The sequence below is a fragment of the Variovorax sp. LjRoot130 genome, assembly GCF_964253755.1.
Taxonomy (GTDB): Bacteria; Pseudomonadota; Gammaproteobacteria; order Burkholderiales; family Burkholderiaceae_C; genus Variovorax.
In genome coordinates, this window is record NZ_CAXURM020000001.1 from 4,356,792 (window position 1) to 4,376,903 (window position 20,112).

Sequence of the window (20,112 nt, forward strand, 5' to 3'; positions counted from 1 at the left end):
TCACCTTCCCAGATAGACCTCAATGACGCGCTCGTCCGCCTGCACCTCGTCCAGCGTCCCCTGCGCCAGCACCGAGCCGTCGCACAGCACGGTCACGATCTCGGAGATGGTGCGGATGAAGCTCATGTCGTGCTCCACCACCATCAGCGAGTGCTGGCCCTTGAGCTTGAGGAAGAGCTCGGCGGTGCGCGCGGTCTCCTCGTCGGTCATGCCCGCCACCGGCTCATCCAGCAGCAGCAGCTTCGGATCCTGCATCAGCAGCATGCCGATCTCGAGCCACTGCTTCTGCCCGTGGCTCAGGTTGCCCGCCAGGCGCAGCACGCTGCCTTCGAGATGGATGGTGTGCAGCACCTCGGCCAGCCGGTCGCTCTGCGCCGAATCGAGCTTGAACAGCATCGAGGCCTTCACGCCCTTGTCGGTCTTGAGCGCAAGCTCGAGGTTCTCGAACACGGTGAGGTGTTCGAACACGGTCGGCTTCTGGAACTTGCGGCCGATGCCGAGCTGCGCGATCTCGGCTTCCTTGTGGCGCAGCAGGTCGATGGTGCTGCCGAAGAAGACGGTGCCTTCGTCGGGCCGGGTCTTGCCGGTGACGATGTCCATCATCGTGGTCTTGCCGGCGCCGTTGGGGCCGATGATGCAGCGCAGCTCGCCCGGCGCGATGTCGAGCGAGAGCTTGTTGATGGCCTTGAAGCCGTCGAAGCTCACGCTCACGTCCTCGAGGTAGAGGATGCGGCCGTGCGTGATGTCGACCTCGCCCGCCGTCGCATGGCGACCGTAGCCGGCTTCGCGGCCGCCCGATTCGGTCAGGCTGGCGCGGTCGCCGTGGCCGTGCCGCGCGATGCGCTCCGCGCCCGCTTCCATCAGATCGGGCGTCATGCGCGGGCTCCCTTCGCTTCCACCACCAGCGGCGCGAGCGCAGAGGGCTCGACGCCCTGCTCCGCAGCCATGGCACGTTGCGCCTCGCGCCGGCCTTCGCTCGCCGGCGCCTTCTCCCTGGCCGCCCATTTCTTGACCAAGCCCACGATGCCGTTCGGCAGGAACAGCGTGACAGCAATGAAAAGTGCACCCAGGAAATAGAGCCAGTATTCCGGGTAGGCCACCGTGAGCCAGCTCTTGGCGCCGTTGACGATGAAGGCGCCGAGGATCGGGCCGATCAGCGTGGCGCGGCCGCCGACCGCGGCCCAGATCGCGATCTCGATCGAGTTGGCGGCGCTCATTTCGCCGGGATTGATGATGCCCACCTGCGGCACATAGAGCGCACCGGCCACGCCGCACATGATGGCCGAGATGACCCAGATCGTGAGCTTGTAGGGCAGCGGGTTGTAGCCCGAGAACATCACGCGCGACTCGGCATCGCGAATCGCCTGCAGCACGCGGCCGAACTTGCTGCCGATCAGCCACCTGGCGAACAGGAAGAAGCCGAGCAGCGTGAGGCCGGTGAGCGCGAAGAGCGTCATGCGCATCTCCTGCGTCGCGATCGGCACGCCGAGGATGCGCTTGAAATCGGTGAAGCCGTTGTTGCCGCCGAAGCCGGTCTCGTTGCGGAAGAACAGCAGCATCGCCGCGAAAGTCATGGCCTGCGTGATGATCGAGAAGTACACGCCCTTGATGCGCGAGCGGAAGGCGAAGAAGCCGAACACGAAGGCGATCAGGCCCGGCACCGCGACGATCAGGATCAGCGTGGCGACGAAGCTGTCGCTCAAGCTCCAGTGCCAGGGCAGCGTCTTCCAGTCGAGGAAGACCATGAAGTCCGGCAGCTCGCTCTTGTAGTTGCCGTCGCGGCCGATCTGGCGCATGAGGTACATGCCCATCATGTAGCCGCCCAATGCGAAGAAAAGGCCGTGGCCCAGCGAGAGGATGCCGGTGTAGCCCCAGATCAGGTCCATGGCCAGCGCACAGATGGCGTAGCACATGATCTTGCCGACCAGCGCCACCGCGTAGTCGCTCATGTGCAGCGGGCTGCCCGCGGGCACCAGCAGGTTGAGCACCGGCGCCAGCGCGCAGACGGCGATCAATGCGATGAAGAAGGCGGTCCAGCCCTTGCCGCTCAGGAGCGGGCCCTTGGAAGGAAGTGCGACTCGGGTCATGCCTCGGCGCTCCGGCCTTTGACTGCGAAGATGCCCTGCGGCCGCTTCTGGATGAAGATGATGATGAAGACCAGCACCGCGATCTTCGCGAGCACCGCGCCGGCCCAGCCTTCGATGAACTTGTTGAGCACGCCCAGCCCCATGGCCGCATACACGGTGCCGGCGAGCTGGCCGACGCCGCCCATCACCACCACCATGAAGGAATCGACGATGTAGCTCTGGCCGAGGTCGGGGCCGACGTTGCCGATCTGCGAGAGCGCGCAACCCGCGAGCCCCGCGATGCCGGAGCCGAGCGCGAAGGCATAGGTGTCGATGCGCGCCGTGTTCACGCCCATGCAGGAGGCGATCGGCCGGTTCTGGGTGACGCCGCGCACGAAGAGGCCCAGGCGCGTCTTGCCGATGAGCCAGCCCATCGCCAGCAGCACCAACCCCGCGAAGATGACGATGCAGATACGGTTCCACGGCAGCGTGACGTTGCTCAGCATCGTGAAGCCGCCGCTCATCCAGGCCGGGTTCTCGACACCGACGTTCTGGGCGCCGAAGAGCGAGCGCACCAGCTGCTGCAGCATCAGGCTGATGCCCCAGGTGGCGAGCAGGGTCTCGAGCGGCCGGCCGTAGAGGAAGCGGATCACGCCGCGTTCCAGCACCGCGCCGACCAGCGCCGAGGCGAGAAAGGCGACCGGAATCGCAGCCACCAGGTACCAGCCGAAGGCCGCCTCGGGCATGTAGCGCTGGAAGATGCCCTGCATCACGTAGGTGGCGTAGGCGCCGATCATCATCAGCTCGCCGTGCGCCATGTTGATCACGCCCATCAGCCCGTAGGTGATGGCGAGGCCCAGCGCGGCGAGCAGCAGCACCGAACCGAGGCTGATGCCGCTGAAGATCGCGTTGATGCGGTCGCCCCAGACCAGCGCGCCGTCGATGCTGCGGATGGACGCGTCGATGACGGCCTTGACCTCGGGGTCGGTCTCGTCAGCAAGGCGCTGGTTGAGCAGCAGCTTGGTGTCGGGGTTGCGGCTCTCGCCGAGCGCCTTGGCCGCGGCGATGCGCTTGGCCTTGTCGGCGCTGCTCAGCATGCTGGCGGCGCGCACCAGTTCGAGCTGGGCCTTGATCTTGGCGTTGGTCTCGGCGGCCAGCGCCTTCTCGACCAATGGGAGGCGCGACTCGTCGGGCTCCTTGAAGAGGGCCTGCGCCGCTTCGGCACGCACCGCTTCGTCCTTGCTGGTGAGCTTGAGTGCGGCCTGCGCGGCATCGAGCGCGCCGCGCATCAGGTTGTTGTTGACCACGTCCTCGGCGTTGTCGGGCAGCTTCTGCTCGGCGCCGGTGACAGGGTCGAAGGCCTTGTCGTTCCTGATGAGGAACACGCGGTTTTCGGTGTACTTGACCGCATCGTCGGCCATGGCCTGAATGAAGGCCGAAGTCTTCTCGTCGGCCGTGGCGACGGCCTTGTTGAGCGCGGCAATGCGGTTTTCGGAATCGCCCGAAGCGATGGCCTTCGCCTCGTCGGCGGTCAGCGCGTGGGCAGGAGCGGCGGCGAGCAGCGCGAGCGCCGCCGCGCAGCAGTAGATGGAGCGCAAGAATGTGTACACGGCGTTCTCTGTTCCAGGAACACCGCGGATCCGGCTCCGCCGGTCCGCTGGTGTTGCCCCCTGCAAGGGGGTTGGCGTAGCGACACGAAGTGCGCGCAGCCTGAGGGTGTTACAAGGATTTCCCTGCCGGCTGGTCCGGCTTCTTGTCGTTGCCTTCGATGTACGGGCTCCACGGCTTGGCCTTGACCGGACCCGGCGTCTTCCACACCACGCCGAACTGGCCGTCGGCCTTGATCTCGCCGATGAACACGCTCTTGTGCAGGTGGTGGTTCTTCTCGTCCATCTTCGAGACGATGCCCGAAGGCGCGGTGAAGGTCTGGCCGGCCATCGCCGCGATCACCTTGTCGGTGTCGGTGCTCTTGGCCTTCTCGACCGCCTGCTTCCACATGTGGATGCCGATGTAGGTGGCTTCCATCGGGTCGTTGGTGAGCGGCTTGTCCTTGTGGCCGGCGATGTTCTTGGCCTTGGCGTAGTCGCTCCACTGCTTGATGAAGGCGGTGTTGGTCGGGTTCTTGATCGACATGAAGTAGTTCCATGCGGCCAGGTGGCCGACCAGCGGCTTGGTGTCGACGCCGCGCAGCTCTTCCTCGCCGACCGAGAAGGCGACCACCGGCACGTCCTTGGCCTTCAGGCCGGCGTTGCCGAGTTCCTTGTAGAAGGGCACGTTGGAGTCGCCGTTGATGGTCGACACCACGGCCGTCTTGCCGCCGGAAGAAAACTTCTTGATGTCGGCCACGATGGTCTGGTAGTCGCTGTGGCCGAAGGGCGTGTACTTCTCGTCGATGTCGGTGTCCTTCACGCCCTTGCTCTTCAGGTAGGCGCGCAGGATCTTGTTGGTGGTGCGCGGATAGACGTAGTCGGTGCCCAGTAGCACCCAGCGCTTGGCGCCGCCGCCGTCCTTGCTCATCAGGTAGTCGACCGCGGGAATGGCCTGCTGGTTGGGCGCGGCGCCGGTATAGAACACGTTCTTGCTGAGCTCTTCACCCTCGTACTGCACGGGGTAGAACAGGAGGCCGTTCATTTCCTCGACCACCGGCAGCACCGACTTGCGCGACACCGAGGTCCAGCAGCCGAAGATCACCGAGACCTTGTCCTGGCCGAGCAGCTGCTTGGTCTTCTCGGCGAAGAGTGGCCAGTTGGAGGCCGGATCGACCACCACGGGCTCGAGCTTCTTGCCGAGCACGCCGCCCTTGGCGTTGATCTCGTCGATCGCCATGAGCACGGTGTCCTTGAGCACGGTTTCCGAGATCGCCATCGTGCCCGACAGCGAGTGCAGCACGCCGACCTTGATGGTGTCGGCCGCGAAGGCCGGCACGGCGGACAGGCTGGCAAGCGCCACGGCGGCGGTGAGCGCCTTGAGGGTGAAACGACGTTGTTGCATGAAGACTCCTTCTCCTGGTGGTTTGAACGATGGAGGGGAGTCTGCGGAATCGGTCACGGAGCGGGAATACGCCGGGTGGCGTACGAGGCCTCAGCCGCGCAGAAGATCCGGATGATTTCTTTTCGGATGCTTCTTCAGGGACACCATCTCAAGCGCGGTGGCGACGTGCGCCTTGAGCCTCCCGATGCTCAACAAGTTCTGCAAAGTCATTTTCTTTCCCCTTCAGCCATATCTTGGGGCCGGCGGCGACGTTGACCGCGAAGCTCTGCCCTTCCTTCAGCTTCCTTGCGAAATCCGCCACGCTCATGGGCGTGGGATTCACCTCTCGGCCCAATGTCGCCTGGGCTTCGGTCAAGGCCAACGCGACATCCGCGAATCGTGCGCTTCCCAGCACCATCACGTCGACGTCGCTGCGTGGGCTCTCCGTGCCCGAGGCCATCGAACCGTAGACGAAGGCCAGCGACACGGATTCGCCTAGAGGAAAAAGTGCGTCACGCAGTACGTCGGCGACCCCGACCGTCTTCCGAAGCAAACCGGCGAGGTCATTGAACACCGGGCTTTGCGTGTTCGCCTGGTAGTGAACCTGGCGGCCGACCTCGCTGCGCAGTAACAGCCCGGCGTCGCTCAGGCCGCGCAACTCTCGATGCAGCGAGCCGGCCGATGCGCCTGTCAGGCGTGCCAGCTCTCGCACGTGCAGCGCCTTCTCCGGGTGCAGTAACAGGGCGGCCAACACGCGCGAGCGTGTCTGGCCCAGCAGATATTCGGCAATACCGGGCATGTTCTCAATTTTGCTTCAATTGTAGCAATTATGAGAACGAATTTTCCAGCATCACGCGAAGAACGCCCTCGCATAGTTGATCGGCGCATGATCCGCCAGGTCGCGCAGCAGCACGGCGCCGCGGCGCCATGCATGGTCGATCACGTAGCGGGCGCGGCCCTGGGTGCGGTCGGCCTCGATGAAGCTGGCGTCGGGGTTGTGCAGGCACTCGCCGGCGCAGGTGATATAGCTGGTGGCCCCCGCATGCGCATAGAGCGAGAAGGCAGGCGGCAGCTGCGTCACGAGATCGCAGCCGTCGACCAGGCGCACGATCTCGACCCCGGCGAGGGCCGCGACGAACTCGGTGTTGCCCACGCGCGGCGAGCCCAGCGTGACCAGCAGGGTCGGCGGCAGAAGGGTCGCGATCAGCGTCGCGAGCGCCCCGCCGAGGCTGTGGCCGGTCATGATCAAGGCGCTGCGGCCGGCGGCCTCGCCTTCCGCCCACTCGCGCACCGCGGGCCACAGGGCGCGCGCCGAACGCGCGAAGCCCGCGTGCACACGGCCGCCGGCTTCGGCCCAGTCGACCTGGTGCGCCTGCAGGTTGGTCGCGTGATCGCGAATCTCGTCGGGCTGCGTGCCGCGGAATGCGAGCAGCGCGCTGCCGTCGGCATGCAGGGCGGCAAAGGCGAAGCCGTGGGTCTCGGCGTGCACGATGAGCTTCGGCGCGCCGAAGCCGGCGTGGCGCAGCGCCTCGGTCAAACGCAGCCGCTCGGCCTCCGAAGTCTCGGCGCGGTAGTAGGCCAGCCGTGCGGACTCGACGGCCCACTGCGCGGGCGTGTAGCTCTGGCCGGGCTCGAACAGCGTCTCGTGCCGCTCGGGCGAGTAGAGCGCGGTGCGACTGGGGTCGTACGGAACGCCAGGCATGGCCTCAGACCGCCGCGGCCACCTTGAACTGCTTGGCCGCGAAGGCCCAGATCAGGCGCGTGGCGCTCGGCCCGGCTGCATCGCTGAAGGGCAGCCGCGGCGCCCCGCCGCTCCATGCATGGCCCAGGCCGGCCACTTCGCACAGCATCACGAAGGTGCGGCCGCCGCGCTTGAATTCGGTCACGCGCATCGCATGCCGCTTGCCGCGCTGCAGCGTACGCTCCGCGCCGGGCTTGGCGCCGGTGGCCGTGGCCCAGACCTCCGCCGTGCTGCCCGCATTGCTGGCCGAGACCACGACGTCGGCATCGCCGTGAAGCACCAGCAGGGGCGGCAGCGTGGTGAAGACGGCGGCGGCGCCCATGGCCTTGCCGACGGCGGTCGCCGGCATGGGCGGCACGTGGCGCCCGCGCATGGCGCCCAGCGCGGTGGCCGGCGATCTGGCGGCGCCGGGCGCCACGCCGGAGTGCATGGCTACCGCCTTGAAGCGCACCGGGTAGCGCGTGGCCAGCAAGGCGGCCATGCTGGCGCCGGCGGAGAGGCCGGCCACGGCGACACGCTCGCCGTCCACCGGATAGAGCGTGCAGGCCTGGTCGAGCGCGGACATCAGGGTCGCGGCTTCCGCGTCGGCCTTGCCGGAACGCCGGTCGTACCAGTTCCAGCAGCCCTGCGGATGAGCGAGCCGGTCCTGCTCGGGGTAGAGCACGAAGAAGCGCTCGCGCGCCGCGAGCACGTTCATGCGCGTGCTGACCGCGAAGTCGCGCCCGGTCTGCCCGCAGCCGTGCAGCATCACCAGCAGCGGCAGGCGTTCACCGGGCTGGATATCAGGCGGCCGGTACAGGTGATAGCGGCGCGCGCCACCGGGGCCGATGGCCATGCCGGACAGCCAGTCGCCGGGGCCGCGCGGCGGCTTGAGCTGCTTGGCGGCGGCGCGCGTCACCTCGCCCGCGATGCGCGTGCCGCTGCGCAGCGTGGCATTGGTGAGCGCTTTCAGGCCGCGCTGGTAGGCGCGCGTGAATGCCGAAGCAGCGAAGGTCGGGGGACGACGGGCCATGGTGAATGCGTGGGCCGGATTCACCGGCCCGGTACACCTTAGCAGCTTCCGCGCCCGGCCTGGGCTAGTACACCTCGGGCACGTACATCGACTCCGGCACCGGCTGGCGCAGGTAGTCGGCATTGCGCACCCGAGCCGGCAGTTCGATGGGCGGGTGCGGCACCTCGTGATAGGGCAGCTGGCCCAGCAGGTGGCTGATGCAGTTCAGGCGCGCCTTCTTCTTGTCGACCGCCTGCACCACCCACCAGGGCGCCTCCTCGATATGGGTGCGCTCGAGCATGGTTTCCTTGGCCTTGGTGTATTCCTCCCAGCGGCGGCGGGATTCCAGGTCCATCGGGCTCAGTTTCCACTGCTTGAGCGGGTCGTGGATGCGGCCCAGGAAGCGCATGTGCTGCTCTTCGTCGGTAATCGAGAACCAGTACTTGATGAGCTTGATGCCCGAACGCACCAGCATGCGCTCGAAGTCCGGGACGGTGCGGAAGAACTCCTCGTACTCGTCGTCGGTGCAGAAGCCCATCACGCGCTCGACGCCGGCGCGGTTGTACCAGCTGCGGTCGAACAGCACGATCTCGCCCGCGGCCGGCAGATGGGCCACATAGCGCTGGAAGTACCACTGCGTGCGCTCGCGGTCGTTGGGCGCCGGCAGCGCCGCCACGCGGGCCACGCGCGGATTGAGCCGCTGGGTGATGCGCTTGATCACGCCGCCCTTGCCCGCCGCGTCGCGGCCCTCGAACAGGATCACCACCTTCTGCCGGCTGTGCTGCACCCAGTCCTGCAGCTTGACCAGTTCGCCCTGCAGGCGGAAGAGCTCCTTGAAATAGGCTTGGCGCTCAGCCTTGTCGGCGGTGCGGCCCGATTCGAGCTCCTCGAGATTGCGATCCTCGATCTCGAGCTCGAACTCCTCGTCGTAGCTGTCGACCAGGTCGCGCGCGATGCGCTCCATCAGGTCGTTGTGGTCGCTGAGGGTGCTGGGCAGCGTCATGGTCGGCTCGAATCAGGGGAAAAGACCATGCTGCCCCGCCTGCATGACGAACATGTGACAGAAAAGGCGCTTTCGGCGTGTCGTCACGATACTGACATAAGAGACGCACAGCATTGGCGGGATTCGCCTGCCTTCCGACCCTCTGACGTTCTGAACCGCTCCGCCTTGCCCTCACCCCGGGATATCGCCACCGCATCGTATGGCGGGGACGAAGCAGGCCTGATCTGCGGCTATCTCTTCGACGCAGCGGCCGAAGAGCCGGCGAGCGCCATCGATTCCGCCGCTGCGGCCGATTGGCTGCAGCAGGCCGAGCCGCCGGCCGGCGCCTTCCTGTGGCTGCACTTCAACCTGAGCCACGCGCAGGCCGAGCGCTGGCTGCAGCGGCATGCGGACCTGTCCGACACCTTCTTCGAGACGCTGAAGGAAGGCCTGCATTCGACCCGCATCGAGCGCGCCGACGATTCGCTGATCGCGGTCATCAACGACGTGCATTTCGAGTTCAGCTTCGAGCCCTCGGACATCTCCACCCTGTGGATCAGCGTCGGCCCGCGCCTGGTGGTGACGGCGCGCGCCAAGCCGCTGCGCTCGGTCGACGCGCTGCGCACGGCGGTGAAGGCCGGCGATGCGCCGCGCTCCACCACCGAGCTGCTCGAACACCTGCTGCGCGCGCAGGCCGAGGTGCTGGTGAACATCGTGCGCGGCGTGACGGCGCGCATCGACACGATCGAGGACGAACTCCTGGCCGGCCGACTCGACCACAAGCGCGCCCGGCTCGGCGCGATGCGCCGCCTGCTGGTGCGGCTGCAGCGCCTGCTGGCGCCCGAACCGGCGGCGCTGTTCCGGCTGCTGCAGCGCCCGCCCTCCTGGATGGCCGAAGCCGATGCCCAGGAACTGCGCGGCTCGACCGAGGAGTTCTCGGTGGTGCTGCGCGACATGGGTGCGCTGCAGGAGCGCATCAAGCTGCTGCAGGAAGAGATCGCGGCCAACGTCAACGAGGACAACAACCGCAGCCTGTTCGTGCTGACGGTGGTGACCGTGCTGGCGCTGCCGATCAACATCCTGGCCGGCCTGTTCGGCATGAACGTGGGCGGCATCCCGCTGGCCGAGGACAAGCACGGCTTCTGGGTGGTGGTGGCGATCGTGCTGAGCTTCACCGCGATCGCGGCCTGGGTGGCATTCCGCAAGAAACGCTGAAAAGACGAAAAGAATAAGATCGTGGCGTGTCTTCCATCCTCAATGCAGACCTGCACTGTCACTCCGTGGTGTCCGACGGCACCCTGACCCCCGAAGAGCTGGCCGCCCGGGCCGCCGCCAACGGCGTCGAACTCTGGGCCCTGACCGACCATGACGAAATCGGCGGCCAGCACCGCGCAGCCGCGGCGGCCCGCGAGCAGGGCATGAAGTACCTCACGGGCACCGAGATCTCGGTCACTTTCGCCAATGAAACGGTGCACATCGTGGGCCTGGGCTTCGACCCCGAGGACGCGGCGATAACCGAGGGCCTCTACGACACGCGCGGCGGCCGCGGCAAACGCGCCATGGAGATGTCCGAAGGCCTGGCCAAGGTCGGCATCCATGGCGCCTACGAAGGTGCGCTCAAGTTCGTCGGCAATCCCGAGCTCATCTCGCGCACGCATTTCGCACGCTTCCTGGTCGAGCAGGGCCACTGCCGCGACACCAACGAGGTGTTCCGCAAGTTCCTCACCGAAGGCAAGCCCGGCTACGTGCCGCACCGCTGGGCCGCGCTGAAGGACGCGGTGCGATGGATTACCGGCGCCAAGGGGCTGGCCGTGATCGCGCACCCCGGCCGCTACCGGTTCACTGCCAACGAGGAGTACGCCCTGTTCCTCGAATTCAAGGAGCACGGCGGCCGGGCGATCGAGGTCGTCACCGGCAGCCACTCGCCGGCCGAATACGAGGAGTACGCCGACAAGGCGCTGGAGTTCGGCTTCGCCGCCTCGCGCGGCAGCGACTTCCACAGCCCCGACGAGAGTCACTGCGACCTGGGCAAACTTCCCTGGCTCCCCGGCAAACTGACACCGGTGTGGGAGCTGCTGGAGCACCGCATCCAGTGACCGGGCCGTCGACGAGCGGCGGCCTGGCCGTCCGGAAGAGCACGCGCGACATCGCATCCGAGCGCATCCTGGCCGGCATCGGCCTGGTGCTCTTGGCCGTCGCCTGCTTCGCAACGCTGGACACCGCCACCAAGCTCTCGACCGCCGGCGTGCCGATCCTGATGGGCGTGTGGTTCCGCTATGCCTTCCAGGCGGTCGCGACCACGGTCGTGCTGCTGCCCAAGCACGGCCCCGCGCTGCTGCGCACCCAGCATCCCAAGTACCAGCTGCTGCGCGGCGCCCTGCTGCTCGCGTCGAGCACGCTGGCCTTCCTCAGCCTGCGCTACATGCCGCTGGCCGAATTCACCTCGGTGGTACTGATCGCGCCGCTGGTCATCACGCTCCTGGCCGCGACCACGCTCAAGGAACAGGTGTCGCCACTGCGCTGGGCGCTGGTGGCGGGCGGCTTCGCCGGCACGCTGGTCATCCTGCGCCCGGGTGGCGAAGCCTTCAGCTGGGCCGTGCTGCTGCCGATCGGACTGGTGCTCACCAACGCCTGGTTCCAGGTGCTGACCAGCAAGCTGGCGCAGACCGAGAACCCGCTCACGATGCACTTCTATACCGGCTGGGTCGGCACGCTGATCGCCTCGCTCACCCTGCCCTTCGCGTGGGCGGCACTGCCGGGATGGCACTGGTGGGCCTTGCTGTGCCTGATGGGCTTCATGGGCACGGTCGGCCATTTCATCCTGATCCTGGCCTACCAGCGCGCGCCAGCCTCCACCCTCACGCCCTACCTCTACGCGCAGATCGCCTTTGCGATGCTGGGCGGCTGGCTCATGTTCTCGCAGGTGCCGGACCGGCTCTCGCTGATCGGCATCGCGACGATCGCGATCTGCGGCGCGGCCGGCGCCTGGCTCACGGTGCGCGAGCGCCGCGTGCCGATCGAGCCGGCCGAATCCTAGGCAGAATGCGCAAGGCCATGGCCCAGTACTTCGAACTCCACCCCGACAACCCGCAGCAGCGCCTTCTCAAGCAGGCCGCCGCCCTGCTGGCGCGCGGCGAGATCGTCGCGGTGCCGACCGATTCGAGCTATGCGCTGGCCTGTCACCTGGACGACAAGGATGCGGTGGACCAGCTGCGTCGCATCCGCCAGGTCGACGAGAAGCACCACCTGACGCTGATCTGCCGCGACCTGAGCGAGCTCGCCGCCTATGCGCGGGTCGACAACAAGCAGTACCGGCTGCTCAAGGCGGCCACGCCCGGGCCCTACACCTTCCTGCTCGAAGCCACCAAGGAAGTGCCGCGGCGCGTCAGCCATCCGCAGCGCAAGACCATCGGCCTGCGCGTGCCCGACCACAGGGTGCTGGGTGAACTGCTCATGCTGCACGGCGAGCCGCTCCTGGCCACCACGCTGATCCCGCCCGGCGAGACCGAGGCGCTCAACGATGCGCAGCTGATCCGCGAACGCTTCGAAAAGCAGATCGGCGCCGTGATCGACGCCGGCGCCTGCCCTTCGGAGCCGACCACGGTGGTCGACCTCACGCCGATGGGCATGGGCGGCGATCCGGTCCTGGTGCGGCAGGGCCGCGGCGCGCTGGCGGTGCTCGGCCTTTGAGCCCGGCCTCCCTGGCCGGTCTGAGACAATGGGTTGGTGGATATTTCAAACCTGATTCAAACCGTGCTGATCTACGCACTGCCCGTGGTCTTCGCGATCACGGTGCACGAGGCGGCCCACGGTTACGTGGCACGCTACCTCGGCGACAACACGGCCTACGTGCTGGGGCGCGTGACGCTCAACCCGGTCAAGCACATCGACCCCATCGGCACCATCCTGATGCCGCTCCTGCTGTACTTCGCGACCTCCGGCGCCTTCCTGTTCGGCTATGCCAAGCCGGTGCCGGTCAATTTCGGCCAGTTGCGCAATCCGAAGCGCGACATGATCTGGGTGGCGCTGGCGGGGCCGGTCTCGAATTTCATCCAGGCCATCCTGTGGGCGCTCTTGCTGGTCGGCCTGGTCGCCGCGGGCGTCGACGAAACCTTTTTCATCAAGATGGCCCAAGGCGGCGTGCTGGTCAATCTCGTGATGTGGGCCTTCAATCTGTTTCCGCTGCCCCCGCTCGACGGCGGCCGGGTGCTGGCCGGCCTCCTGCCGCGCGGCGGCGCGCAGGAGTTCCTCGCGCGCATCGAACCCTACGGCTTCTTCATCGTGATGGGCCTGGTCATCGCCGGCATCGTCAGCACCTGGTGGCTGCGCCCGCTGATGAGCTTCGGCTACCAGGCGATCAACCTGCTGATCTCCCCCCTCACGGCCCTGCTGCGCTGAGTTTTCCCCCATGGCAACGTCCTCCACCGCTCCCGTCCGCTTCCTCACCGGCATCACCACCAGCGGCACGCCGCATCTGGGCAACTACGTCGGCTCGGTGCGGCATTCGGTGCGCTTCAGCCGCCAGGCCCATGTGCAGAGCTTCTACTTCCTGGCCGACTACCACGCGCTGATCAAGGTCGACGAGCCGGCGCGCATCCAGCGCTCGACCCTCGAGATCGCCGCCACCTGGCTGGCCTGCGGGCTCGATCCGGAGCGCGTCACCTTCTACCGCCAGTCCGACATTGTCGAGATTCCCGAGCTCACCTGGCTCCTGACCTGCGTCACCGGCAAGGGCATGCTGAACCGCGCCCATGCCTACAAGGCGCAGATGGACAAGAACATCGCGCGCGGCGAGGACCCGGACGCCGACGTGAGCGCCGGCCTCTTCATGTACCCGGTGCTGATGGGCGCCGACATCCTGTTGTTCAACGCCCACAAGGTGCCGGTGGGCCGCGACCAGGTGCAGCACATCGAGATGGCGCGCGACATGGCGCAGCGCTTCAACCATCTCTATGGCGAGCACTTCACGCTGCCCGAGGCCGAGATCGACGACGCGGTGGCCACGCTGCCGGGCCTCGACGGCCGCAAGATGAGCAAGAGCTACGACAACACGATCCCGCTCTTCACCCCGCGCGCCCAGCTGCAGAAGCTGATTGCCGGCATCGTGACCGACTCGCGCGCACCCGGCGAGCCCAAGGACACCGAGGGCTCGGCGCTGTTCCAGATCTACCAGGCCTTCGCCGACGGCGAGGAAACCGAAGCGTTGCGCAAAGCCTACGCCGACGGCATCGGCTGGGGCGATGCCAAGCAGATCCTGTTCGAGCGCATCGACCGCGAGGTCGCGCCGATGCGCGAACACTACGATGCCCTGCTCAATGACCCGGCGCAGATCGAGCAGATCCTCCTGGCCGGCGCCGACAAGGCGCGAGCGCTCTCCCGCCCCTTCATGGCCGAGCTGCGCCATGCCGTCGGCCTGCGCAATCTGGGGACCGGGAGCCAGGGCACGGCCCGCAAGGCAGCCAAGGCCGCGCGTCCGAGTTTCAAGCAATACCGCGAAAAAGACGGGCTTTTTTATTTCAAGCTGCTCGACGCGAACGGTGCACAACTGATACAAAGTCTAGGTTTCGCGTCGCCGCAGGAGGCGGGCCGGGCCATCGCCACGCTGCGCGAGCAGCGCGGCGCCGGACTGACCCTGATCGCCGCGCAACTCGAACCCATCGACAATGCGGGCATGCGAACGACAACGGAGGCCCTGGAAGCGCTTGCATCCGAGGCTGCAAACGAGAAGAACTAGGGAAGATTCCGCGCGATGACGACCGGCACCGCCGGCCAGCGCGCACACAGTGAGAAAAAAGTTATGAGTATTTATGTCATCGACGATCACCCCTTGATGCGCGACGCCATCGTGATGGTGCTGCGGCGCCTGCGGCCGGCCGAGAACATCGTGGAGCTGGAACGGCTCGACAAGCTGGCCAGCGCCGTCAAGCAGCACGGTGCGCCGGGGCTGTTCTGCCTCGACCTGAAACTGCCCGATGTGACAGGCGTTTCAGGCGTGATCGCGGTGAAGCAGATCTACCCCGACGTTCCGGTTGCGGTCTACTCGGCCTCGCCGGCAGCCGATATGGAAGAGGCCTGCATCGAGGCCGGTGCCGACACCTACATCGAGAAGTCGGCCAGTTCCGCCGAACTCACCGCCGCGCTGCGCGGCCTCCTGATGGCCGACACCGAGGCCGAGGAGCCGGTGGCCGCCGCCAACAGCAAGCTGTCGAAGCGCCAGACCCAGCTGATCGCCATGCTCGACCAGGGCATGAGCAACCGCGACATCGCGACCGAGCTCGACATCAGCGAGCACACGGTGAAAGTGCACCTGTGGCGCCTGTTCCGGCGCCTCGGCGTGAAGAGCCGGACGCAGGCGCTGCACCACGCCCGCACGAACGGATTGCTCTCCAGCAACCCCTAAAAAAACCGGGCTCGTGGCCCTAGGGGTTGGCTTAAAGTGTTGACGCCAAAGCCCAAGACGCCAAACGACCTCCGAGTCACTTGCTGCCGGGGGTCGTTCCTTTTTGTGCAAGAGCCGTAGGCCCGCAATGGAGCAAAGGGGAACAGCCGGTTAGGGCCCAAAACAGTCAAGGGCGGCGGATCAGAGCGGCCATTCGCGATCTTCCCGACCCACCTCAGTCGCGCTCACCCGGCATAGCGAGAATCAGCTCCTCGTCAATTGCCGTTGCCCTCTGCCCGTCACGCTCGCACAATGCCCTGTTGAAGGATTTTCGATTGGGTTGAAATGGCATCTCGACCAAACGTCCTGATCATCGGAGGCGGAATTGGCGGCTTGTTCGCCGCCAATGCGCTGATCGGACAGGGGCTGCGTGTTTCGGTTTATGAACAGGCGTCCGCACTGGGCGAGATCGGCGCTGGTGTGTTTGTGACACCGAATGCGGTGCGCCACTTGGAGCGTTTGGGCCTCGGGCCCGCCGTCGAGAGATGGGGTGCGCGAGTCGGTCCCGGCTCCTACTACTTTCGCCACGACGGTACGCCGATCGCCCCGGTGCAGGTGTCGGATGCCTCCGGCTGGAACGCGACCTTTGGCATGCACCGCGCCGACGTTGTCGATTTCCTCGCTGCCAACCTGCCCGCCGGGATCGTCCATACCAGCCATCGTGCTATCGCCTTCGAGCAGACCGACGACGTAGCCCGCGTCGAATTTGCCAACGGCGCCATCGCCGAGGCCGACGTTGTGGTTGCCGCCGACGGAATACATTCCGAACTGCGTTCCTACGTCTTTCCGCCCTCGAAGCCCGTCTTTCACGGCACCATTTCTTATCGAGGTCTGGTCTCGCGGGAGCGCCTGCCGAACTGGCCGATGGACCGCTGGCAAATGTGGGCCGGTCCGTCCAGGCATTTCCTGGTCTTCCCTGTTCGTCACGGAACGATGGTCAACTACGTCGGGTTCGTGCCGACCGATGAGGAAATGAAGGAATCGTGGTCCGCGCCCGGCGATCCAGCGGTGCTGCGCCGCGAGTTCGAAGGCTGGGACCCGCGCATCGCCAATGTCCTTAAGCAGGTCGACAAGACATTTCGCTGGGCACTCTACGACCGCGAGCCGTTACCGACCTGGACCAAGGGCCGGTTGACGCTGCTCGGCGACGCGGCACATCCGATGCTTCCGCATCTGGGTCAGGGGGCCAACCAGGCAATCGAGGACGGCATGGCGCTCGCCACGATCCTGGCCCAGGTGGACACATCGGGAGTACCGGCGTCGCTACTTGCCTACGAGCGATTGCGTCGCAAGCGCGTGGCGGAGATTCAGCTTGGTGCCCGACAGAATGGACTGCGTCTCGACTCGACCGACATCGATCTCAGTGCCCGTGACGCGGCGCTCGCCGCACACGCCGAATTCCGCAAGCGCCTCTATGCCTACGACGTGGTGGCGGATGCGCGCGCCGCCGCGGCCGCGCTGCTGCAATAGATTTCTTTCGGCGCCTGCGGGATGCGATGCTGATCTGCCGATGACGGCCGCTCTGTGGTATCTGTTGAGTGGCCATGTACCCGTTCACTGACCGCTTTAGAGCAGCTGGCCCAACTACCGCTTCTGGCCGGATGCTGCCACACGCCACAGCCGGTTTGGCGCCGGTTAGGGATTAACGGGCGCCAACGTTCTGACCCAGCGCTCGAACGCCGCGCTTTCGAACGTGTGCACACCGCCTGGCGCCTTCGAGATGATGGTCTTGGACTTCAAGTTGTTGAGCGAATACTGCACGTCGGACGGCGCGAGCGAAGGAACGCCGAGAGCTTTGGCAAGCTTCGCAAGCGCCGCCTTTCCGAATGGTTTGGCATGCGGGTCGTTGACGAAGAGCAAAAGGAGCTGGCGCTGCATCGCATCGAGCGACGCCCAGGTTCCTTCGTGGTTTTCCTCCTTGTCCTGCTCTGCCTTTTCGGTTGCCACTGCGCGCTCTAAGGTGAGCGATGGGTCCATGAGCATGGCCACGACCACCGAGAGGAATGGCTCGGGCTGCTGGTGGAATTCTTGGAAGGCCGTCCACCCTGCGGCGACGTCCAGGGTTCGTCCGCTGGCGACCTGGAACTTCTTTGCGACGAATTCGACTAGTTCTCTGCCAAGCAGCGGGAACTCTTGAACAGCGGCGCCCACCGAGAAGAGTGGCGCGGTGCTGTTGGAGAAGACGTTGGCGAGCTGCGTGCGCGATGAGCCGGTGAATACGACTCGCAGCTTGTCGCTATTTTTGGTGATGGCGGTGCGCAGTGCCATTGCCATCAGCTCATTCTCCTTGTTTCGTGCAAGTTCCTGAGCTTCATCGACCAAGAGCAGAAGCTTCTTCTTGGAAACAAGCTTGACAACGAGTTCTTCGATACGCAGGGCGAGTTCAGTGGCTTCCTTTTTCGCGTCGCCCAACTCAACCTCGATGGCGCCCTTCAACTCACCCGCGCTGCCGGATGCCTTGACCTTCTTGACCGGCTCATGCAGCTTGTGGAGCGCCTTTTGTGCCAACGTCCTCGGCGTGAGCGCTTCCTCCAGTCCCCGAACAATCGCGATGCCGGGGTTCAACCTCGTCTGCCAAAGGTCCACGTACGCGACGGTGAAGCCGGCAGCGTCGGCTGCTGGCGTCAGGTCTTTGCGCAGAAACACCGTCTTCCCAGTGCGCCGGGGCGCGAAAATGGTCGTGCTCACAACCGGCCCGGCTTGCAGCAGGGCTAGGTAGCGCTTTGCGAGCTCCGGTCGGGGGCAGTGCCAAATCTGGTTCAGCTCCATACGAAAAATTATAGTCAACTTTCATAATTATTGAAAGGTAGTTTAATTTTTCACAATACTCGCTCTGCCTTCGTCATAGGACGGGACATGTCCGATGGGTGATTCGTTTGCCGATACGTTGCGGATGTCCGGTTCTGGCCGCCTTCAGGCATCCGGCAGAGGTTCCCGTGCGGACTTCGGTTGCTCGCTCGCCAGCGCTGAACGTGGCGAACTACGCGGAGGGGTTTCAGGACCGCTTGCAGGGCGGCGCCGCTCAGAAGGCCGAAGGGGGAAGTGTCTGTCATTTCTGGAACGCTGGCCTTGTAGATTGTTTTCTGGTTGATGGCCAAAAAGTAGATATCACACCAACAAACGTAGACAAATTTGGGCCCTCTGATTCGGCGTACTGAAAGGCTCGACGCGCTACTCGCTGAGGACCTCGGCGCAAAGGTGGCGAACGCCCTGAGCAACCTCGAGCCGGAAATGTTGGCACGAGCCGTGGACTTCCTGTACCTATCGGAGACGCGCTCGACCTACAACATCGAGGACGAAATTCCCGACAACAATCGCTCGGCCAAGTTCCGACGCCTGCTGGAACAGGCCGGCGAGCCCGGCGCGCTCAGCGAAGAGCAGCTGGTGCAATGGCAGTCACAGATTGTTGGCCCCTTGTCCATTGAAGCGTCTTATCGCAATAGTCAGAACTGGCTTTCGCGCCCCGGAGGACGCCTGCGGAACATCGCTGACTTCATACCTCCGCCGCCGACGCTCGTGGACTCGATGATGGACTCAGTGGCCGAGGTCGCTGCGTTGGCCGCGGGGCGGGGCCTTCATCCGGTACTGGCTGCTGCTTGTTCCTCGTTCGGCCTGGTCTACGTGCATCCGTTTCTAGATGGCAATGGGCGGCTACATCGTTTCTTGCTGCACCATGTGCTGCGACAGGCCGGCTTCACGCCTGCCGGTGTGGTACTGCCACTGTCTGCGCGCATGCTCAAGGACTTGCCTCGCTACTCCGCCCTGCTCAAGAGCTACTCGCGGCCGCGCACGGAGCTTCTCGACTACCTGTTGGATGCAGAAAGCGCCACCATCTTGGTACGGTCTCCGCAACCGGCATGGCTGTACGCCTACTTCGACGCCACCGAGATGTGCGAGTTCATCCTCGAGTGTGTGAAGCTATGCGTCGAAGAGGACCTGCTGGACGAGGTGGCCTACCTTCGCGCCCATGACCTTACCGTGCGCGAGTTGGGAAACTGGCTCGACATGCGCCAGTCGCAGCTCAACACACTCATCGACGTTATCGTCCAAGGACACGGCAAGTTGTCCAGGAACAAGCGCAAGCTGGCTGAAAGACTGAGCGATGCCGAGGTCGAACGCATGGAGGCGACCGTCAACAGCCGCTTTGCAGAGTACTTCGAACGGCACGCGCCCTGAGCGGGCAACGATATTGCCTCGATTGGGCTCGGGCGTCGAACGACCGGTGTTGGGCCGGCGACGGACATCAGCCATCGTTTATCGACAAGACTCAAACGGATGCGAGCCGATCCACCGTATCAGGGAAGCGCTGGACAAGACGGATCAAAAGTGCAGCCTGCGCATTCGGCCTGGCGCGGCCCTGTTCCCAGTTCTCCAGCGTCCTCGGATTGGTTCGCAAGTAGCGGGCGAATACAGGACGGGACAAATGGCGGCTTTCGCGCAGGGCGATCAACTCGCTCGCCGGGATCGCTGGCGCCGGCATGTCCTGAACTTCATGCGTGCGCAGCGTGCGCTTGCCGCCGCGATGCTCTGCGAGGGCCTCGAAGCCCTCAGAAATCTCGGCAGGCAGCGAGGCATTGGAGGCGAACTTCGCTGGGACGACTGACCCAAAAGACGCCCACGTTGCACAACGCATTTCCCGCTTCATCAGTTCAACAAGCAGTTCGTCTTGGGCCAGACCTGGGCGCACCTCCGCCTCCGCCTTTAGGCGATCACGAGCCAGCTTGACCGCGGCCTCCTTGTCGTGGATGGTGGTTTCCTTGAGCACCGACACGTACCAGCCATCAGCGGTTCGCTCTTTGATCCGGTCGACAAAGGCTGCCAGGAAGGCCGCCCGGATGCCACTGTCTTGGTCCATGTAGACCCGCAACGGCCTCGGGAAACCGAAAACCTGACAGAGAAATCCTGGCCAGAAAAATCCCTCCG

At 65.4% G+C, this 20,112-nt stretch carries 19 protein-coding genes; 9 read left to right on the plus strand and 10 right to left on the minus strand.

Translation table 11 applies throughout. The annotated features are described in order from the left end of the window. The 8 genes from urtD to ppk2 all read right to left on the minus strand — a co-directional run bounded on the left by urtD (position 1) and on the right by ppk2 (position 8,771). Positions 1-876, minus strand: coding sequence for an urea ABC transporter ATP-binding protein UrtD (gene urtD, locus ACSQ86_RS21760; protein WP_436305027.1), 876 nt, complete (start codon positions 874-876; stop codon positions 1-3). Then, positions 873-2,087, minus strand: coding sequence for an urea ABC transporter permease subunit UrtC (gene urtC, locus ACSQ86_RS21765; protein ID WP_436294979.1), 1,215 nt, complete (start codon positions 2,085-2,087; stop codon positions 873-875). Before urtC ends, urtD begins: the two co-directional genes overlap by 4 nt. Beyond that, the gene (gene urtB, locus ACSQ86_RS21770) at positions 2,084-3,628 is read right to left on the minus strand and encodes an urea ABC transporter permease subunit UrtB (RefSeq protein WP_436310293.1); all 1,545 of its coding nucleotides are present in this window, start codon (positions 3,626-3,628) and stop codon (positions 2,084-2,086) included. The genes urtC and urtB overlap by 4 nt, the downstream gene beginning before the upstream one ends. Before the next feature lie 157 nt (positions 3,629-3,785). Continuing rightward, on the minus strand, positions 3,786-5,057 hold the full coding sequence (urtA, locus tag ACSQ86_RS21775; RefSeq protein ID WP_093111174.1) for an urea ABC transporter substrate-binding protein: 1,272 nt from the start codon (positions 5,055-5,057) through the stop codon (positions 3,786-3,788). Positions 5,058-5,205: 148 nt separating this feature from the next. After that, positions 5,206-5,835 carry a MarR family transcriptional regulator gene (locus ACSQ86_RS21780; protein WP_436309580.1) on the minus strand — a complete coding sequence of 210 codons (630 nt, stop codon included), beginning with the start codon at positions 5,833-5,835 and terminating at the stop codon, positions 5,206-5,208. A gap of 51 nt (positions 5,836-5,886) precedes the next feature. Further along, entirely contained in the window at positions 5,887-6,738 is an 852-nt protein-coding gene (locus ACSQ86_RS21785) for a lipase family protein (RefSeq protein WP_436305030.1), read from the minus strand. A gap of 4 nt (positions 6,739-6,742) precedes the next feature. Then, on the minus strand, positions 6,743-7,789 hold the full coding sequence (locus tag ACSQ86_RS21790) for an extracellular catalytic domain type 1 short-chain-length polyhydroxyalkanoate depolymerase (RefSeq protein WP_436309581.1): 1,047 nt from the start codon (positions 7,787-7,789) through the stop codon (positions 6,743-6,745). Between the two features lie 64 nt (positions 7,790-7,853). Then, positions 7,854-8,771, minus strand: a complete 918-nt coding sequence (ppk2, locus tag ACSQ86_RS21795) for a polyphosphate kinase 2 (RefSeq protein ID WP_093111169.1) — start codon at positions 8,769-8,771, stop codon at positions 7,854-7,856. Between the two features lie 165 nt (positions 8,772-8,936). On the opposite strand from ppk2, the gene ACSQ86_RS21800 reads away from it, so the two are divergent. From ACSQ86_RS21800 to ACSQ86_RS21835, 8 genes are all read left to right on the plus strand, one after another. Further along, positions 8,937-9,965: a transporter gene (locus tag ACSQ86_RS21800; protein WP_093111167.1), complete on the plus strand. Its 1,029-nt coding sequence runs from the start codon at positions 8,937-8,939 to the stop codon at positions 9,963-9,965. 26 nt (positions 9,966-9,991) lie between these two features. Next, positions 9,992-10,846 carry a 3',5'-nucleoside bisphosphate phosphatase gene (locus tag ACSQ86_RS21805; protein WP_436305032.1) on the plus strand — a complete coding sequence of 285 codons (855 nt, stop codon included), beginning with the start codon at positions 9,992-9,994 and terminating at the stop codon, positions 10,844-10,846. Continuing rightward, positions 10,843-11,787 carry a DMT family transporter gene (locus ACSQ86_RS21810; protein ID WP_244504086.1) on the plus strand — a complete coding sequence of 315 codons (945 nt, stop codon included), beginning with the start codon at positions 10,843-10,845 and terminating at the stop codon, positions 11,785-11,787. The genes ACSQ86_RS21805 and ACSQ86_RS21810 overlap by 4 nt, the downstream gene beginning before the upstream one ends. Positions 11,788-11,804: 17 nt before the next feature. Continuing rightward, the gene (locus ACSQ86_RS21815) at positions 11,805-12,440 is read left to right on the plus strand and encodes an L-threonylcarbamoyladenylate synthase (protein WP_093111282.1); all 636 of its coding nucleotides are present in this window, start codon (positions 11,805-11,807) and stop codon (positions 12,438-12,440) included. A 36-nt stretch (positions 12,441-12,476) separates the two neighbouring features. Further along, on the plus strand, positions 12,477-13,148 hold the full coding sequence (locus tag ACSQ86_RS21820) for a site-2 protease family protein (RefSeq protein WP_436294974.1): 672 nt from the start codon (positions 12,477-12,479) through the stop codon (positions 13,146-13,148). Between the two features lie 10 nt (positions 13,149-13,158). Continuing rightward, a complete protein-coding gene (locus ACSQ86_RS21825) occupies positions 13,159-14,484 on the plus strand; it encodes a tryptophan--tRNA ligase (RefSeq protein WP_436309582.1) in 1,326 nt (441 codons plus the stop codon). Between the two features lie 63 nt (positions 14,485-14,547). Beyond that, on the plus strand, positions 14,548-15,150 hold the full coding sequence (locus tag ACSQ86_RS21830; RefSeq protein ID WP_093111278.1) for a response regulator transcription factor: 603 nt from the start codon (positions 14,548-14,550) through the stop codon (positions 15,148-15,150). 324 nt (positions 15,151-15,474) lie between these two features. Further along, entirely contained in the window at positions 15,475-16,659 is a 1,185-nt protein-coding gene (locus ACSQ86_RS21835) for an FAD-dependent monooxygenase (protein ID WP_436309583.1), read from the plus strand. A 165-nt stretch (positions 16,660-16,824) separates the two neighbouring features. Here the strand turns inward: ACSQ86_RS21835 and ACSQ86_RS21840 are convergent, their stop codons facing one another. Beyond that, positions 16,825-17,958: an AAA family ATPase gene (locus ACSQ86_RS21840; protein WP_436305035.1), complete on the minus strand. Its 1,134-nt coding sequence runs from the start codon at positions 17,956-17,958 to the stop codon at positions 16,825-16,827. Positions 17,959-18,387: 429 nt separating this feature from the next. Here ACSQ86_RS21840 and ACSQ86_RS21845 point away from each other — a divergent pair, with 429 nt between their 5' ends. Further along, positions 18,388-19,365, plus strand: a complete 978-nt coding sequence (locus tag ACSQ86_RS21845) for a Fic family protein (RefSeq protein ID WP_436309584.1) — start codon at positions 18,388-18,390, stop codon at positions 19,363-19,365. A 91-nt stretch (positions 19,366-19,456) separates the two neighbouring features. On the opposite strand, the gene ACSQ86_RS21850 is transcribed toward ACSQ86_RS21845, so the two are convergent. Then, positions 19,457-20,044 (minus strand): helix-turn-helix domain-containing protein, encoded by a 588-nt coding sequence (locus tag ACSQ86_RS21850; RefSeq protein ID WP_436305037.1) that lies wholly within the window; start codon positions 20,042-20,044, stop codon positions 19,457-19,459. Between the last annotated feature and the right edge of the window lie 68 nt (positions 20,045-20,112).

What these genes read in the sequence shown, in the direction of transcription:
- urtD (WP_436305027.1), bottom strand. Translation starts at nt 876, where the DNA reads ATGACGCCCGATCTGATGGAAGCGGGCGCGGAGCGCATCGCGCGGCAC.
- urtC (WP_436294979.1), bottom strand. Translation starts at nt 2,087, where the DNA reads ATGACCCGAGTCGCACTTCCTTCCAAGGGCCCGCTCCTGAGCGGCAAG.
- urtA (WP_093111174.1), bottom strand. Translation starts at nt 5,057, where the DNA reads ATGCAACAACGTCGTTTCACCCTCAAGGCGCTCACCGCCGCCGTGGCG.
- ACSQ86_RS21780 (WP_436309580.1), bottom strand. Translation starts at nt 5,835, where the DNA reads ATGCCCGGTATTGCCGAATATCTGCTGGGCCAGACACGCTCGCGCGTG.
- ACSQ86_RS21785 (WP_436305030.1), bottom strand. Translation starts at nt 6,738, where the DNA reads ATGCCTGGCGTTCCGTACGACCCCAGTCGCACCGCGCTCTACTCGCCC.
- ACSQ86_RS21790 (WP_436309581.1), bottom strand. Translation starts at nt 7,789, where the DNA reads ATGGCCCGTCGTCCCCCGACCTTCGCTGCTTCGGCATTCACGCGCGCC.
- ppk2 (WP_093111169.1), bottom strand. Translation starts at nt 8,771, where the DNA reads ATGACGCTGCCCAGCACCCTCAGCGACCACAACGACCTGATGGAGCGC.
- ACSQ86_RS21815 (WP_093111282.1), top strand. Translation starts at nt 11,805, where the DNA reads ATGGCCCAGTACTTCGAACTCCACCCCGACAACCCGCAGCAGCGCCTT.
- ACSQ86_RS21825 (WP_436309582.1), top strand. Translation starts at nt 13,159, where the DNA reads ATGGCAACGTCCTCCACCGCTCCCGTCCGCTTCCTCACCGGCATCACC.
- ACSQ86_RS21830 (WP_093111278.1), top strand. Translation starts at nt 14,548, where the DNA reads ATGAGTATTTATGTCATCGACGATCACCCCTTGATGCGCGACGCCATC.
- ACSQ86_RS21835 (WP_436309583.1), top strand. Translation starts at nt 15,475, where the DNA reads ATGGCATCTCGACCAAACGTCCTGATCATCGGAGGCGGAATTGGCGGC.
- ACSQ86_RS21840 (WP_436305035.1), bottom strand. Translation starts at nt 17,958, where the DNA reads ATGGAGCTGAACCAGATTTGGCACTGCCCCCGACCGGAGCTCGCAAAG.
- ACSQ86_RS21850 (WP_436305037.1), bottom strand. Translation starts at nt 20,044, where the DNA reads ATGGACCAAGACAGTGGCATCCGGGCGGCCTTCCTGGCAGCCTTTGTC.